The organism is Idiomarina rhizosphaerae (assembly GCF_024159085.1).
In the GTDB taxonomy this organism is placed as follows: Bacteria; Pseudomonadota; Gammaproteobacteria; order Enterobacterales; family Alteromonadaceae; genus Idiomarina; species Idiomarina rhizosphaerae.
The window spans coordinates 414,809-430,303 of the sequence record NZ_JAMZDE010000008.1 but is presented as its reverse complement, the minus strand read 5'-3'; the positions used below and the strand labels follow the sequence as shown (position 1 = coordinate 430,303).

At 42.0% G+C, this 15,495-nt stretch carries 18 protein-coding genes and 1 other RNA gene; 11 read left to right on the top strand and 8 right to left on the bottom strand.

Annotation, left to right across the window (positions count from 1 at the left end; all coding sequences use genetic code 11):
- Positions 1-71 precede the first annotated feature (71 nt).
- From NJR55_RS12420 to NJR55_RS12410, 3 genes are read right to left on the bottom strand one after another with little or no spacing between them, the layout of a single operon-like run.
- The gene (locus NJR55_RS12420; protein WP_253620238.1) at positions 72-785 is read right to left on the bottom strand and encodes a response regulator; all 714 of its coding nucleotides are present in this window, start codon (positions 783-785) and stop codon (positions 72-74) included.
- On the bottom strand, positions 782-1,813 hold the full coding sequence (locus NJR55_RS12415; RefSeq protein ID WP_253620237.1) for a sensor histidine kinase: 1,032 nt from the start codon (positions 1,811-1,813) through the stop codon (positions 782-784). Before NJR55_RS12415 ends, NJR55_RS12420 begins: the two co-directional genes overlap by 4 nt.
- Positions 1,814-1,829: 16 nt before the next feature.
- Entirely contained in the window at positions 1,830-3,242 is a 1,413-nt protein-coding gene (locus NJR55_RS12410; RefSeq protein WP_253620236.1) for a TrkH family potassium uptake protein, read from the bottom strand.
- Positions 3,243-3,403: 161 nt separating this feature from the next.
- On the opposite strand from NJR55_RS12410, the gene NJR55_RS12405 reads away from it, so the two are divergent.
- From NJR55_RS12405 to ssrA, 4 genes are all read left to right on the top strand, one after another.
- Positions 3,404-4,546 carry a peptidase C39 family protein gene (locus tag NJR55_RS12405; RefSeq protein WP_253620235.1) on the top strand — a complete coding sequence of 381 codons (1,143 nt, stop codon included), beginning with the start codon at positions 3,404-3,406 and terminating at the stop codon, positions 4,544-4,546.
- Positions 4,547-4,618: 72 nt separating this feature from the next.
- Positions 4,619-5,737, top strand: a complete 1,119-nt coding sequence (locus NJR55_RS12400) for an NADH:flavin oxidoreductase (RefSeq protein ID WP_253620234.1) — start codon at positions 4,619-4,621, stop codon at positions 5,735-5,737.
- A 35-nt stretch (positions 5,738-5,772) separates the two neighbouring features.
- Positions 5,773-6,426, top strand: a complete 654-nt coding sequence (elbB, locus tag NJR55_RS12395; RefSeq protein ID WP_253620233.1) for an isoprenoid biosynthesis glyoxalase ElbB — start codon at positions 5,773-5,775, stop codon at positions 6,424-6,426.
- A 101-nt stretch (positions 6,427-6,527) separates the two neighbouring features.
- Positions 6,528-6,886: a transfer-messenger RNA gene (ssrA, locus tag NJR55_RS12390) on the top strand.
- Positions 6,887-6,974: 88 nt separating this feature from the next.
- Here the strand turns inward: ssrA and nadS are convergent.
- From nadS to NJR55_RS12375, 3 genes are all read right to left on the bottom strand, one after another.
- Positions 6,975-7,259 carry a NadS family protein gene (gene nadS / locus NJR55_RS12385; RefSeq protein ID WP_253620232.1) on the bottom strand — a complete coding sequence of 95 codons (285 nt, stop codon included), beginning with the start codon at positions 7,257-7,259 and terminating at the stop codon, positions 6,975-6,977.
- Positions 7,256-7,591: a type II toxin-antitoxin system RelE/ParE family toxin gene (locus tag NJR55_RS12380; protein ID WP_275978109.1), complete on the bottom strand. Its 336-nt coding sequence runs from the start codon at positions 7,589-7,591 to the stop codon at positions 7,256-7,258. The genes nadS and NJR55_RS12380 overlap by 4 nt, the downstream gene beginning before the upstream one ends.
- 613 nt (positions 7,592-8,204) lie before the next feature.
- Complete coding sequence (locus tag NJR55_RS12375) at positions 8,205-8,348, bottom strand: transposase (RefSeq protein ID WP_253620231.1); 144 nt, start codon at positions 8,346-8,348, stop codon at positions 8,205-8,207.
- A 549-nt stretch (positions 8,349-8,897) separates the two neighbouring features.
- On the opposite strand from NJR55_RS12375, the gene NJR55_RS12370 reads away from it, so the two are divergent.
- From NJR55_RS12370 to NJR55_RS12345, 6 genes are read left to right on the top strand one after another with little or no spacing between them, the layout of a single operon-like run.
- Entirely contained in the window at positions 8,898-9,044 is a 147-nt protein-coding gene (locus NJR55_RS12370; protein WP_253620230.1) for a hypothetical protein, read from the top strand.
- A gap of 59 nt (positions 9,045-9,103) precedes the next feature.
- On the top strand, positions 9,104-10,012 hold the full coding sequence (locus NJR55_RS12365) for an LpxL/LpxP family acyltransferase (RefSeq protein ID WP_253620229.1): 909 nt from the start codon (positions 9,104-9,106) through the stop codon (positions 10,010-10,012).
- Positions 9,990-10,208, top strand: a complete 219-nt coding sequence (locus NJR55_RS12360; protein WP_253620228.1) for an acyl carrier protein — start codon at positions 9,990-9,992, stop codon at positions 10,206-10,208. Before NJR55_RS12365 ends, NJR55_RS12360 begins: the two co-directional genes overlap by 23 nt.
- Positions 10,198-11,826, top strand: coding sequence for an ATP-binding cassette domain-containing protein (locus NJR55_RS12355; RefSeq protein ID WP_253620227.1), 1,629 nt, complete (start codon positions 10,198-10,200; stop codon positions 11,824-11,826). The genes NJR55_RS12360 and NJR55_RS12355 overlap by 11 nt, the downstream gene beginning before the upstream one ends.
- Positions 11,827-11,839: 13 nt before the next feature.
- The gene (locus tag NJR55_RS12350) at positions 11,840-12,574 is read left to right on the top strand and encodes a S49 family peptidase (protein ID WP_253620226.1); all 735 of its coding nucleotides are present in this window, start codon (positions 11,840-11,842) and stop codon (positions 12,572-12,574) included.
- Positions 12,574-12,933, top strand: coding sequence for a hypothetical protein (locus NJR55_RS12345; RefSeq protein ID WP_253620225.1), 360 nt, complete (start codon positions 12,574-12,576; stop codon positions 12,931-12,933). Before NJR55_RS12350 ends, NJR55_RS12345 begins: the two co-directional genes overlap by 1 nt.
- A 202-nt stretch (positions 12,934-13,135) precedes the next feature.
- Here NJR55_RS12345 and NJR55_RS12340 read toward each other — a convergent pair whose 3' ends face one another.
- A complete protein-coding gene (locus NJR55_RS12340; protein WP_253620224.1) occupies positions 13,136-14,011 on the bottom strand; it encodes a LysR family transcriptional regulator in 876 nt (291 codons plus the stop codon).
- 115 nt (positions 14,012-14,126) lie between these two features.
- Here NJR55_RS12340 and NJR55_RS12335 point away from each other — a divergent pair, with 115 nt between their 5' ends.
- Positions 14,127-14,849 (top strand): FMN-dependent NADH-azoreductase, encoded by a 723-nt coding sequence (locus tag NJR55_RS12335; protein ID WP_253620223.1) that lies wholly within the window; start codon positions 14,127-14,129, stop codon positions 14,847-14,849.
- Here the strand turns inward: NJR55_RS12335 and NJR55_RS12330 are convergent.
- Positions 14,846-15,430, bottom strand: a complete 585-nt coding sequence (locus tag NJR55_RS12330) for a TetR/AcrR family transcriptional regulator (protein ID WP_253620222.1) — start codon at positions 15,428-15,430, stop codon at positions 14,846-14,848. The two genes, NJR55_RS12335 and NJR55_RS12330, sit on opposite strands and share 4 nt — an antisense overlap.
- Between the last annotated feature and the right edge of the window lie 65 nt (positions 15,431-15,495).

Below are 15,495 nucleotides of genomic sequence, written 5' to 3'. Positions count from 1 at the left end.
ACTGGCAAAATTTGCGCGCAAGTTTAACACGATTTAAGCCACAAAAGGTAGCTTATGACCTCACTATTGTGTCAGGATTTCTCTGCGATAAACCGGTAACCAACACCGGGTTCTGTTTCTATATACTTTGGCTGTGCCGGGTCATCTTTGAGCTTTTTACGCACCTGGCTGACAAAAATACGCAGATAGTGAGTGTCTTCCTGATGCGTTCGACCCCAAATTTTCTCCAGCAACTGTTGCTGAGTAACGAGTTTTTGCGGGTGGCTGACTAAAAAATCCAGTAAGGCGTATTCTTTACGGGACAAGTTAACCATCTCGTTTTGCAGAAACACTTTGTGTTGCTCGCGGTCGATGAGTAACTCACCAAAACGAAGCTGAGCTTCGGCTGTGGGTTTTTGATCAGAGAGGTCGCGTAATAAAACATGAATACGCGCCATAAGCTCCCGAATACCAAAGGGTTTGGTCAGGTAGTCGTTAGCTCCGCCTTCCAGTAGTTTAACTTTCTGCAGTTCGTCGTCACGTGCGGTCAGTACCAGTACCGGCACCTGACTCCATTCGCGCAGCTGTCGCATGACCTGATAGCCGTCAGCGTCAGGCAGGCCTAAGTCCAGAATGACCAAATGCGGGTTCTGGCTGGTAATCTGCTTTATCCCTTGCTCGGCTGTCGCTGCTTCCAGGTAGGTATAACCTTCGGCGGTGAGCGAGGCACGCATAAAGCGTCGTATCTGTGGTTCGTCATCAATGACTAAAATGCGGGGGCCGTCGGTGCGGGCTTGTGCATTCATGAGACTTCCTCTGTGATGTTGGCGCGTGGTAATTTAATTCGGACAAGGCAGCCATCAGAGCTTTCTTCAATACCTATGTGGCCGTTATGAATGTCGATTATTCCTTTAGCAACGGACAGCCCCAGACCGGTTCCGCCGGTGCCCGAGTCTTTCTCGCGCGACGAATAAAAAACATTAAATACAAGCGAGCGCTTACTGGTTTCTATGCCGGGGCCTTCATCTTTAATATCAATGACAATGAACTTGTCGGTTTCTGACAGTGACAAAGTAACCGGCGCTGTCTCGCCGGAAAAGCGCATAGCGTTATCAATAACATTAAACAATGCCTGCTCCAGCAGCGAGGACTGAACTTCAACCATAGCGTGCTGTAAATTATCTTTAACCAGTAACCGTTCTTGTGAAGCAAAGCGCGCCAGAGTTTTACTGATAACCGGACGAATATCCTGCACTGCATGAGTTAGACGAATTTCGCCGTGCTGCAGTCGGGTTGCCTGTAATAGGTTTTCGATATAACGATGCAGGCGGTCACTTTCATCCAGCGCACCCTGTAACAGCTCGGCTCGTTCTTGCTCCGGCAAGCGTTCCTGATACGCCTGCAATGTACTTAAATTACCAATGACGCTGGCAAGCGGGGTTCTCAGGTCATGTGAAACCGAAAGCAGAATGTTGGAGCGCAACTGAGCCTGACGTAAGCTTTCTTTCTGGTTTCTGAACGAGGTGGCTAAGTGGCTGGTAATAACGCCCACGGCAATAAATACAATTGCAGTAACCATTTCGTCTATGTCGCTCATGTGCAGCGAATAGCGCGGTTCTGTGAATAAAAAATTAAACAACAGCAGGGCCAGAACAACGGCAAGTAGTGCCGCGCGAAAATTGGTTAAAAACGCGATAAGCAGCACTGCTAGTTGAAGAATGAGTACCGTACCGGAGGTTGGCAGTAACCAGTGATCGAGCAGGTAAGCAAGACCCGCCGCAGTGCCGGTGATGGCAACGGAGACCAGGTAACCTAACCAGGGCTGTTTACTCATGTTCTAATCTCATGTGCTAGTCTCGCCAGAATTGAGGAAGTAACAATGTTAGCAAAGTAAAGTATTCAAGGCGTCCTAAAATCATTGCTAATGTCAGTACCCAGGTTCCGGTATCTGATACTGGAATAAAGTTACTGGAAACTTCGCCAAAGCCCGGGCCAAGTACGTTCAGACAGGCCGAAACGGCGGTAAATGCAGAGAAAAAGTCCAGGCCGGTCAGCATTAGTATGAGGGTAAGTACCATTGAGCTAATTGCCACCATTAGCATAAAGCTCATCACCGCCTGAATCACGTCGTTAGTTACCGCTTTTCCCTGATATACCACTTTCATAATGGCACGCGGATGTATTGCCTGCAGCATTTGGTGTTTCAGAATGCGTAAGGTAATGACATTACGAATAAACTTGTTACCTCCGGCCGTCGAGCCGGCGCAACCGCCCAGGTAACTGGCTGCCACTAAAAAGCCAGCGGTAGCCGCCGGCCAAGCCGAAAGGTCATCGGCACCGTAACCGGTACTGGTCATAAAGGAAACAACATGAAAAACCGCCTGGTTCAGAGACTCCCAGAAGGAATGGTGAGTTTGAGCGTTAAATGCCAGAACGGTAAGAATAACGCTGAAAACGGCCAGTGCAATTAAAAACCAACGGGTCTCTTCGTCCTGCCAGTAGCCACTTATGGCTCTGGCTGTAAACAGTTTATGGTGCAGGGCAAAACTGATAGCTCCCAGAATCATAAACACATCGGCTACGACCAAAATAATGGGTTGCTGGAAGTGCCCCATACTGGCGTCGTAGGGCGAAAATCCACCGGTAGATACCGTGGTCAGGCTATGGGCAATGGCATCGAATGGAGACATACCTGCCAGCCAGTAACTGCCAGCGCAGCCTATTGTCAGGCACAGATAAACCAACCAGAGATAACGACTGGTGCTGGCAACCCGGGGCGCTAACTTTTCGTTTTTAATGGGGCCTGGAGTTTCCGCTTTAAGCAGGCGCATGCCACCCACGTTTAGCATGGGAAGAATGGCAACCACAAAAATAACGATACCGAGCCCACCCATCCATTGCAGAAACTGGCGGTACAGTAAAAAGCTCTTGGGCATTTCATCAAGGCCGGTGAGAATGGTTGCACCGGTGGTGGTCATAGCGCTGACAGATTCAAACACTGCGTCGGTGAAACTGACGCCGGTAACGGACATAATAGGTAAAGCCCCCAGAACGCCCATTAAAATCCAGGTAAAAGACGCAAAAGCTAAGGCTTCGCGGAAAAAAATTTTCTTTTGCTCACCGCGATTAGTGCGGATAAAAAGAAAGAACGCGAGAATAAGGCATAATAGAGAGGGGTAAATAAAGTCGGTAAAGGTTTTGTCCCTAAAGACAAAAACAGAGAGCAAACCAAAGAAACACTGAATTGAGGCAATCCAGATCATAGGCCAGGTGAGTAGGCGCAACGTTGCTTTTAGATTCACTGTTACCTCGTGCGAAGAACCGACTTTTTCTATTGCTAAGGTTAATTCCGCAGGGCGTAAAATCTCTATACCGAAAGCGTCTTTAGGCGTAAAATCTGCGTAAAATTAAGGGGTTTTATTTTATGGCCAGTATTCAACCGGCACGTAATGAGCATTTAGACGCGGTAGCGGCGCTAGAAGCTGTCACTTTCCCCGAAGATGCGATCAGTAAGCGCAGTTTTCGGCGGTTTATTGAGTCGCCTAGTGCCGATTTTCAGGTGTTACTGCTGAACGAAAAGGTCATTGGGTATACCGTTGTCCTGTACCGAAACAATACGAACCTGGCTCGACTCTATGCTTTGGTTGTCGAAAAAGAGCATCGTAGTAATGGCTATGGTCGCCGTTTGTTGCAAGCTGCAGAAGACCTTGCTGATGAGCGGCATTCTTTGTTTTTACGTACCGAGGTGGCAACCTCTAATACAGTAGGACAACAGCTGATGAACAGCGAAGGCTTCCGGGCAATAGAGCTGCGCGAAGCCTATTTCCCGCCTTCTGCATCGCAATCGACAGACGCTCTGGTTCTGCAAAAACTGTTGCCTCGTTACGAAATGGGTGAAGATGCAGGCGTGGGAGCAACCGAAGAATATGTCCCTATGTTGACCCAGTCGACGGAGTTTACCTGTGGTCCGGCAAGCCTGCTAATGGCTATGGACTATTTCGGCCGGCCCAGTAGCGACCCACAAGCCGAAGAGCTGGAAATTTGGCGTCAGGCGACGACCATTTACATGACCTCCGGGCACGGCGGCTGCGGCCCTCATGGGTTGGCTCGGGCAGCGTTTCAGCGTGGCCTGAAAGTTCGGGTGGAAGTAAATACCGACCAGCCATTATTTGTGGATTCGGTCCGTCAGGAGCAGAAAAAAACGGTTATGCAGCGCATACAGCAAGCCGATATGACCTACCTGGAAAAGCACGGTGTTCCCATTGTTGTGCGCGATTATGATGTGACTTTGATAAAAGAAGATTTAAGCCAGGGCTGTCTGGTTATGGTGCTTATTTCTACTTATCAGTTTGATGGTATTCGGGCACCGCATTGGGTCTTAATTTGCGCTGCGGACGATGACTTCATTTATATAAACGACCCCGATTATGACACCTTGCCCTGGGAATCTCCTACGGAACGTCAATATTTACCTGTGCCTATAAGTACCTTCAGCAAAGCCTTTGGCTACGGTGGCCGTAAGCAAAAAGCAGCGGTCGTACTTTCAGCTGATTTAACAACAAAGTGATCAATTCCCCTTGAATTCTGCGTAATTATGCTCAAAGTCATATAATAGTATTGGATGAAAAAGGAATTCCGTATGAGTTCAGCATTTGATGATTTTGAATTAAAAGGCCACAAGCTTGAAAACCGTTTTGTTGTGGCACCTATGACACGAACCAGTGCCGACAAGAAAGGCAAGCCAACGGAGTTAATGGGCGAGTACTACGAGCGTTTCGCGAAAGGCGGCTGGAGCATGATCATCAGCGAAGGCGTATACACAGATCAGCAGGCAAGCCAGGGGTATGAAAATCAACCGGGCATTACTGACGCACCACAAACCGATGCCTGGAAAGAAATTGTCGAACGAGTACACAAACATGACTGCAAATTCATTATGCAGTTGATGCATGCTGGCGCTCAGTTCCAGCACAATGAATACACCGATACACCCATTGCGCCCAGCGAAGTAAAGCCTAAAGGTGAACCGCTGGACTTGTATGGCAAAACCGACGGCTGGCCTGAAGTGAAAGCCATGGATGAAACGGATTTTGATGCCGTTATGAACGGTTTTGTCGGTGCCGTAAACCGGGCTAAAGAGGCAGGTTTTGACGGGGTTGAGCTGCACGCGGCTAACGGTTATTTACTGAATGAGTTTTTAAGTGATTACTTTAATCAGCGTCCTGACCAGTGGGGCGGAGAAATGGCAAAACGCATGCATTTTCTGGAGTTAGTGGTTAAGGCTGCGAAATCCGCCGCAGGCGACGACTTCATTGTAGGTGTACGTTTAAGTCAAATTACCGTGACTGACTCCGATTATCAGTGGCCGGAAGGCGAAGACGCCATGATAAAAGTGGTTAAGGCGATGGAAAAAGCCGGTGTGGATTACATTCACACCACAGATACGGACGTAATGCGTAAGCCGTTTAAAGGCGGCAGTAATAAATCATTGGGCGACATTGTGCAGGAGTTTTCGGATATCCCGTTAATTGTAAACGGTGGTATTAGCGAGAAAAACTATGAGCATGTTGCGGCGCACTATCCTAATGCTTTGCTGGCTATGGCGAAAACGTCATTAGCGAATCCGGACTTTCCAATTCGAATTAAGTCTTCCGAGCCAATACGTCAGTTAGATTTTGCCATGCTGCAACCAACCGCTACACTTGAGAATGAGTGGAAGTGGCGCGATGAAAACGACGCGCACATAGAACTGGATTAAAGCGAATTTTAAGTAGCGGACAGGAGGTTTCGACTATGAAAAAAGTAGCAGTTATTTTATCCGGCTCCGGTGTTTTTGACGGAGCCGAAGTGAACGAAGCTGTATTAACCCTATTGCACATAGCAAAGCAGGGTGCCAGCTACGAGTGCTTTGCGCCGGACATTGAGCAGATGCACACCATTAACCATCTTAAAGGTGAAGAAAGCGGTGATAAGCGCAATGTTCTGGAAGAAGCTGCACGCATTACCCGCGGTGAGGTTAAACCCTTAACCGACTTAGATTCGTCAGAATTTGACGCGTTAATATTGCCGGGCGGTTTTGGTGTTGCCAAAAACTTCTGCGATTTTGCCGTTAAAGGTGCTGATATGAAGGTAAACGACCAGGTATTGAAGGTTGGAAAAGCCTTTGTTGAGACGAAGAAGCCCGCGGGCTACATGTGTATTTCCCCTGTATTGTTACCGCATATTTACGGAAAGGGTGTGAAAGTGACTATTGGTAACGACGGCGAAGTTGCCAGTGCCATTAATAAAATGGGCGGCGAGCACGTGAACTGTGGTGTTCGCGATATTGTCGTTGATGACAAACACCAGTTAGTTACCACACCGGCCTATATGCTGGCTGAAAACCTGCCGGATGCGGAAGAGGGCATTAGTAAGTTAGTTGAAAAAGTCTTATATATGGCTGCCTAATACCTAACTTAACGCCCAATAAATAACCGCTTGAGTGCAGAACTTATAGCACTTAAGCGGTGTCTGAGTTATAGTACACAAGTTACGTAAGTAATAGCTTTGGGGCTGATCTGGATTCGACGGGATACACGAAACCCAAGGTGCATGCCGAGGTGAGGCAGGCCTCGTAAAAAGCCTCAACCTAATAGTTGCAAACGACGACAACTACGCTCTAGCGGCTTAATAACCCGCTAAGCCCATCCCCCGGCGCTTTGTCTGCGAGACCGGATCAGGATGGCTCAAACTAATGTAGACTCGCGTGGAGGCTTTGTCCGGAGCTGAAGCGTTAAAACCAATCGGACTCGTCAGTTGTGAAGCCTGTCAGTCGGCGTCACACTGATTAACTAAATGACTGACTAAGCATGTAGGACCGAGGATGTAGGTATTGCGGACGCGGGTTCAACTCCCGCCAGCTCCACCAATTCCATATAAAAAGCCGCTCACTTGAGCGGCTTTTTTGTGTCTTCTGTTCGCGTAGCCTGACGTTTTACGTCAGGGCTGAGTTGCAATTAGTGCGACGCAATCTCGTAGTATACCTGCGGGTTATCTTCAATCGTATCCAGTACTTTTGCTGAAATACCTGTTGGGTTTCTTCGTTTGCTTTCCCAGCTTTTTACTGTATCCAGGCTTGTCCCTAAAGCCTCCGCAAACTCAGCTTGTGAAACATTAAGTTTTGCGCGGATCGCTTTAACATCCGCAACTTCAAATCGGCATGTTTTGCTAGGTTCTTTGCGGCCTCTTTCAATTTCCACGGCCTCGGTTAATGACGCTTTTAAGTCTTTAAAGATGCTCATTTTAATTCCCCTTTCAACTGCTTCGACAGTTCTTTCAATTCCGATTTTTCACGGGCCGTCAGGTTGTCCTTCTCAGATTTCGGATACGCCAATACTAAATAAATCTTTTCAGCATGGGCAAGGTAGTAAATTACTCTTAGTCCTCCGCTCTTTCCCTGACTACCTACAGCCATTCGTACCTTACGTAGTCCACCTGTTCCCGTGATAATAGAGCCTTTCTCTGGCTGAGCTATCAACTGGTTCTGAAGCTCTCTAAGTTCTTCATTGGTAGCCAGTTTCTCTATCTGAGTTGTAAATATTGAGGTTTCGATAAAGTCGATCGCATGAGTCAATTCGCCACTCCTTAGCTTTTCACTCTAAGTGTACAATGTACACCTTTTTTACTGGTATTGTAAAGTGTATTCAGGTGAGCACAAGTTTAGGTGTGGGCTTGTATGAATCGGAAGATCCATTCTTTAATGCTCGTGAGTCAAATAGTCTTATGGCTGAAGTTGACAGTTTTGATCACAGCTTGCCAAAGATGCCGGTCGACATTTTACCAAGAGCAACAAAATTTCCTTTTTCTCACAGGTTATTCATAACTTTAGAGTTAACATGACTTACGGACTTAAAAGCTCCTCAACCCACTCTAAAAACCGAACGGCACTTCTGGTTTCGAAGCCTCTTTTATTTGGTACGTAATAGCATAAGTCAGATTTTACCGGTTGGGTTCCAAATAGCTGGAGAAGATTAGCTTTTAACAACCGTTTTGTAAGTGTCGTAGAGCAGAACACCAGTCCATTCATTGCTAACCAGGCTGCTAATGGAGGATCTGATAACGCTTTATTTTTCCATTCAGCGGTAAAAAGGGTAACGGGCTCATTTGACCAGAAAGGGGGCTTCATTCCAGAAGCACCGAAAACGTTGAAGGATTCGGATTTAATGACATCCGAAGGCTCAATGGCTTTAGCGTATTGGAATAATGTAGGACTGATTATCTACCGACTCGTCGAGCTCCCACAAATCCAGATGAATGCGTCGATAGCCGTAAACACCACAGTTGGCGCTGTGCGAATCTTTTATTAAGGGAAGCAGCCAGCGATTTTTCAATGCTCGGTCAGATAACAGTTTTTCTATCCAAAAATAGAACCTTGCACGCACCGCCTCAAGGACTCTACACGTCAAAGCAATAGAATGAATGCGCCGATGCTCATTGATGAACTGGTATTTTACTCTGGCTGGCTTGTAAAGTAACTTGCGGCCTTTTTTAGAATGTTTCGCTTTTTTTCGGTACGTTTGAGGTCAGAACGTAGTTTTAGTATTTTTTTTGCCTCTATCAGCTGATCGTCCTTTTGATTGGAGGGATTCGGGCTGGCCGCTTTTTACCTACTTATAGAGACTGTGTTGAGATACCCCAAGTTGTCAGAAACTTGAGCAACGGTGGACCCTCGTTCTATCACTTGGAGGACTGTCTCGTTGGTTGTTTATAACTCTTCCTCCTGTGATCAAATAATAGTCAGTAACTGCCTATGATTTTCGATCCACTCTACAGAGATTGGCCTATTGTTACATTTTGTTACAATTTAACTTTGAAATATTGGCTATAAGTAATACTATTTTGTTGCCTGCAGGCGTTTTCTACTAACATTTGGAGGAAATATGAACAATCTAAAAATTATGATGGGAAATGAAGTTATCGAACTAGAATCAAGCTCTATTCCTCGTGTTGAATCAAGTGCAACCTGTGCTTGCCGTGATTGTACGATTCAAGAGCCGCCAAAAGAGGAAGAGGAAAAAGTAGAGTAAGACTTAAAATCTAACCGGTAGGGAGGCGCTTTGCGTCTCCTTATTTTTAAGGATGTTATATGGATTTGCAGCTACCAAGCTGGTCAGTAGTTATAAGTAAACAAAAAAACCAGTTTATCCCTTTCTCTTTCCTACTTTTTCGAGCCGCTTTTTTATTATTTGATAAAAAGCAATCAAACTTTAAGAAAATAAAAAGTATATTAAATGTAAGTTATATTAAGGCCGTGAAAATAGATTTCTTATCAAAGGTTCAGGAAGGCAGGAATGTATTGGATCAAAGTAATTTTAATACGAAAAATTCGAGAGAACTGAATTGCATTTACAAGAAAAAAACCGTTGTAGAAGGAGTTGATGCGAAAAAAAGAAGTATTGGTACTATCTATGTGCTTAATTCTTTTTGTTTACATTATTTTGGTATTCTTCACGGAGACGAAAATGACAAAATTAATGTGGTTCAACCAGAGAGAGCGATCAGGTACCTTCTAAAAAGTAAAGTTTACGATAAATTAGAAGATATAAGTAATTCAAAGATAACAACGATAGTGTCTGATTCAAATAAATCAATGATCACTATGGTTAGGAAATTAAAAAAAGGGGAAAGTCTATTTCTTCGAATAGATAGTCTACCTACTAATACTCAGAGATACACCATTTGTGATTTTTTTGGAAAGCCAAGTGTTTTTCCAACTGCTATTCTAAAGCTATCAGAAATATCAGGTGCTGAAATATGTCCGATGTTTTCATATCCGCACCTTGGAAAATATGTGACTATAAAAGGAAATCCGCTAAAAGTAGAGAGTTCAGATTTTAATGAGTATACAGAAATTGCAAATAAGTTAAATAAGCAATCGGAAGAAGTGATAAAAAAATTCAAAGATAAATATACAAGTTGGCATGCTATATATGAAAAAAAATTAATTGCTGAAAAGATATTGGAGAAAGTCTATGAAAATAGAAAGTTTAATTGAAATTCTTGAAAATTATACACAGCATAATGTTTCACCGAATAAAACAATTGATGATTTGGAGTTAGATTCTTTAGATGTCGTGGAATTCTATAATCATTTGGAAGAGATTATCGGAAAGGAAATTCCTGATAACTTAATTAGAACTGATATTACAATAAATGAAATTTTTGAGATGTCTAAAAAAAATGAAAATTAAGAAATATATATTAAAATATTATATGAGCGATTGGCGATTTTTATTTTTTACTACATCAATTTTATTTATATCTGTTATAGGGATGTTGCTATTGCCTCAAGCCTTATCAAATTTAATTGATAAGGTTGTAGAGTCAAATTTGGATGTGATTTCTTCATTAAGTGAAAACATTTTCAAAATAGCTTCTGTTGTTACTCTTTTTCTTCTTTACGTGATAGGTAATAACATTAGATCAGCAATGTTCGCAAATAAAGCTGACCTTATGGTAGCAGATATCAGGAGAAAACTTTTTGGTATTGGTATTCTAAAAAATTATGAAGAATCCGAAAGCCCTAATAAGTTTTACAACATCTTTAGCCATGATGTAACGACAGCTCAATCAGCCTTGGCAAATAGTGTCCCTGAGTTTCAAATGGCTTTGTTTCAAATTATTGGAGCTTTACTGTTAATAGTTTTTATTAATCCTTCTTTGGGGGGAGTTATTTTTCTCGGTTTTGTTATTATATTTTTGATTATAATTTACTTTGAAAAAATGATCAGATACTTGACTATCGAAGCGAGAGAATCTTATAAAGAAGCATTTAGGGTCGCTAAGGATCCTTTGTTTTTCAATGAGTTTGTAATCCAATCAGGAGCTGTTGAGGAAGAGAAAGATAACTTTAATAGAAAACTTGTTGATTTCGTTAGTAAAAACAAAAGAAAAAGGCGCTTGAATTATATACTTAACTTTTCATTTACTTTAATAACTTTTATTTATCTATCATTTTTTGTTATTTATGCTAAGTATTCTATGGATAATAATGAAATAAGCAAAAGCGAGTTCTTCGAATTCATTGCTTATTCTGGAATTTTAGCTTTTGGTATAATAAGACTTATGTCAAGTATAGGCGATTTTATTAAAACTGAAGCAAGCTTGAAGTCTGTCGAAACTGAATTTTCAAATAAAAATCTTTTACTTCCAGCCAAGATTGAAGACGAATCGATTTTCGATAGGAGGGAGTTAAAGCTTGAAATAAATTTACAGAATGACCGAAGTGAAGAAAACATAGAGCTACTATTAGAAAAAGGGCAGGCTCTTCTTATAAAAGGTGATAGTGGTGTTGGTAAAAGTAGCTTATGCCGCTCATTTTACAGAGGAAGTCAAGGAAAAAGGTATCGACACCAATTAAGTCTTTGTGGTTTCAATCTTGTTGGTAAAGGAGTATTGCCGAGTAAAATTATTAATTACATACCATCAGAACCATATATTTTTAATAAATCAATTTTTGATAATCTTACATATGGTTTAAATTTCGAGGTGACTAAGAGTGATATTTTCTTTGCCTTGGAAGTAGTTAAATTAAAAGAGCTGGTTCTATCTATGCCTGATGGGTTGAATAGTCTTATAGATCGATCCAGTCCGAAGTTATCTACAGGTGAAATGCAGAGGCTATCTTTAGCTAGAGCAATTATATCGCACCCGCTAGTGATTATATTGGATGAGTCACTATCTGGTGTGGAAGAAATGTTAACAGAAAAAATAATTACTAATGTAAAATCTACCGATATTTTACTAATTATTATTAGTCATAGAAACTCTGCTAACAAATTGGCGGAAAAAGTAATTGAATTAAAATGAAGCCGGAGGAATAATGGATAGTAATGGAAAGTATATTATTGGATTGGTATTTATAAGCGGAAAAATAATTGATTCAACAGCTATTAATGTTGGGTTTAAGCTTAGATCTTTACCCGCGTCAACTAAACATTTAATTGTTATTGTATCTTCCGATGGTGGATCGCTTGCTAGTGCTCAGTCGTTAATTAACTTTATTAGTTTCTTGAAGTTTGAAAGAAAAATTAAAGTAAGCACTTATATCCCATCACAAGCACTGTCAGCTGGATTTTATTTAGCTCTCAGTTCAGATTATATTGCCTGTGAGAAATCTACCATGATTGGAAATGTTGGAGCAGTCTATAACTCTTTAAATTTTAATAAGGCTTTAAAGAAGTTAGGGATTGATTATTTATCAATAGCTTCGGGTTCATCAAAAGAGTCTTTAAGGTTACTACAAGGTTCTAGCTCTGTAAAAACCTCTTCTATAGAAAATTACGTATCGGAAGTAGGTGAACATTTTTTGGATTTTGTTTGCAAAAAAAGAAACTTAGATGTTGAAAATGTTAAAAAATTTTTGGGTGAGGGGGAAGTTATTACTGGATGTAAAGGAAAAGTAATTGGGCTTGTTGACAGTTGCAACGGACTTCTTGAGCTAATAAGTAGTATAGTTTTAGATAATGGGCCGGAATTTGAAATTTTGCAGGTAAATAAATTGGACTATGACTGTAATGATAGAGTTAATTTTAATGAAATTATAGGGAGGTTTTAATGAAAAATAGAATTTTTATTTACGCTTTATCTTTTGGGTTGTCTGTAGGGTTTTTAACTCACTTATATGATTTTATAAGTTTTGGTTTTTTGCCCTATTCTTTCGCTCCCTTATGGATTAATGTATATTGGACATTGCTATTTTTTTTGGATTTTATTGCTATAGTTTTTCTTTTTTATCGACCTAATGTAGGTTTGTATCTTACGCTTTTAATAATGTTATCTAACGTTTTTATTAATTCATATGCTTATTACTCAATAAAAGTAGTTTCCTCTTCTTTCCCTCTTCAATTTCAATCATTTTTTTTGGGGGTGGTTTTCGGTGTTTTTATTTGTAAAGATACTAAAAAATTTAGTTAAAATCATTTTTATCATTTTAACTTTAAACTTTTTAACTAGCTGTGGAGACAACCCAAGTAAACCGGAGTCGTTTTGTGAGATGAAGTTTGAATGTGAAAATTCGAAGCCTTTAGAAGAAAGTGATCTCTTATTTTTATAAAGTTACTTTGTTCTAAAAACTAAAGTTATTTAAAGGTTATTTTAATTAAACCTGAATTCAGAATTACGGGCTTAAAAGCCCCTCAACCCAATCTAAAAATCGAACGGCACTTCTGGTTTCGAAGCTTCTTTTATTTGGTACGTAATAGCATAAGTCAGATTTTACCGGCTGGGTTCCAAATTGCTGGAGAAGGTTAGCTTCTAACAACCGTTTTGTAAGTGTCGTAGAGCAGAACACCAGTACATTTTCTGCCATAGCCTGCTGGATCCCGAACAGTTCTTGATCAAATTTTTTGAGTTTAATATTAGACCCTTCCAGTCCATTTATTGTTAACCAGGCTTCTAATGGTGAATCCGGTAACGTTTTATTTTTCCATTCGGTGGTAAAAAGGGTAACGGGCTCATTTGACCAGGAAGGGGGTTTCATTCCAGAAGCACCGAAAACGTTGAAGGATTCGGATTTAATGATATCTGAAGCTTCAATGGCTGTAGCGTCACCAAAGCGAATTGGAATTGTATACGATTGATTGTCGATCGACTCACCAGTCGATATTTCAACAGAAATACCAGGGTTGATTTGCTCAAATTCGTTCTGGGAAGGTATTAGTATCATCGCAGCTAGTGATGACGTTGTTGTTACTCTAACCTTGCTGCCAACGGCCACCAGCTCTTCCAGAGAGTTTTCAATTTTCCGGAATCCGTCTGAGGTCGCTTCAGCTAGCCTTATACCAGCCTTGGTTAACGCTATTCTTCTTCCTTGTCGGTGAAACAAGTTTACATTTAACCGACCTTCCAGGTTGCTAATGTGGTGAGAAATGGCTGTTGGCGTTAGCGAAAGCTCGTCTGCAGCTAATTTAAAACTGCCCCGACGGGCTGCTGCTTCAAAGGCCTTAAGTGCTTGTAGCGATACCTGCAATGTTATCCCCTGGCCAGCAATCAAGTTAGTAAATAGTATAGATGAGTTAAAATCATCTATAAATGTATTTTTCTCGTTTGTCCTATTCTGCTTAGACTCACAAAATAGCTCCTGTTATTCAGCAACTAAGGTAATGAATATGAGCACGTTATTACACGTAGATTCAAGCGTGAGAGCCTTAAGCAACGCGAATCCAGACCACAATTCGATATCGAAGAATATCGCTTTACGTTTTATTGAGACATGGAAACAGCATCGGCCTAAAGATGAGTATATTTATCGTGACGTTGGAGTGAACCCGCCTGATTTTATTACTCAGGATTGGATTGGCGCAGTGTTTACCCCCGATGAGAAAAGGACTTCAGGGCAGAATGAGATACTGGCGTTATCAGATAAACTGATAGACGAAGTGTCAGCAGCCGACGTTATTGTGATTTCATCACCCATGTATAACTACGGAATGCCGGCTCAGCTAAAAGCGTGGTTTGATCAAATTGTTAGGATTAACAAAACGTTTGATTTTGACCTCTCACGAGGTGACTTTCCAGTTCAGCCGATACTTTCAGGTAAGACATTGATAACAGTGACTTCCTGCGGCGAGTTTGGTTTTGAAAAGGGGGGAGTAAGAGAAGGTTCTGGCCACCTGGCACCGCACCTACGGGCACTCAGTAAAATTCTAGGGGCAGACACAATGTATGAAATAGCCTCTGAATATCAAGAGTTTGGTGACGCTAGACACCGTATGTCGGTAGCCAGTGCAAAAGATCGAGCCGAATGTCTTGCATCGGAACTTAGTATTTCAACTCGGGACTCATCGTTGAAGAGTGAGGGCGTTGGTTCTGATTTAGGCATAACCCCTTAATCTCCCAAAGTACCTTCCACTATTTTCTGGGCTTCCTTAGCCGCATTAAGGTTGCCCTGAACGTACGCTAGAGAAATAGCTCCTTCCTTTAATAGGATAATTAATTGCGTGATTTCATCAGCTTTTTTTTCCGAAAGAGACAACCGATTCACGTGCTTGCGAATTAATGCCGTAACGCAAGCCTTATGCTCAGCACAAGCTCTGTGAATGGCACTTTTCTGGTCCCCAAACTCAGCGCTGGCGTTGACGAAGAAACAGCCATGGAAGTGGTCGATATCCGGTACGCGGTCGTGAAACCAATCATCCAGGGCATTAAAAAGTTCTAATAAAGCGTCCTTGCCCGCAGGCACTTGCTCCAGCCTCGATATAAGCCAGTCCCGGTAACAGCGGTCACGATACCTGACGGTTGCTTCAACTAAGTGCTCCTTGCTGGGGAAATGATGATAGAGCGTCTTTTTGGCCACACCAGATTCCGCTAACACGAGATTCACTCCTACCGCGTGGATACCCCTAGTATAAAATAGTTTAAAGGCCGTACGAATTAACAATTCATGCTTGTCCATGTTTACACCTTGTTTCATCACATACCCTTATCTTGACATAAGTAGACAGATCTGTCTATTCTGTGTAGACCAATCTGTCTACT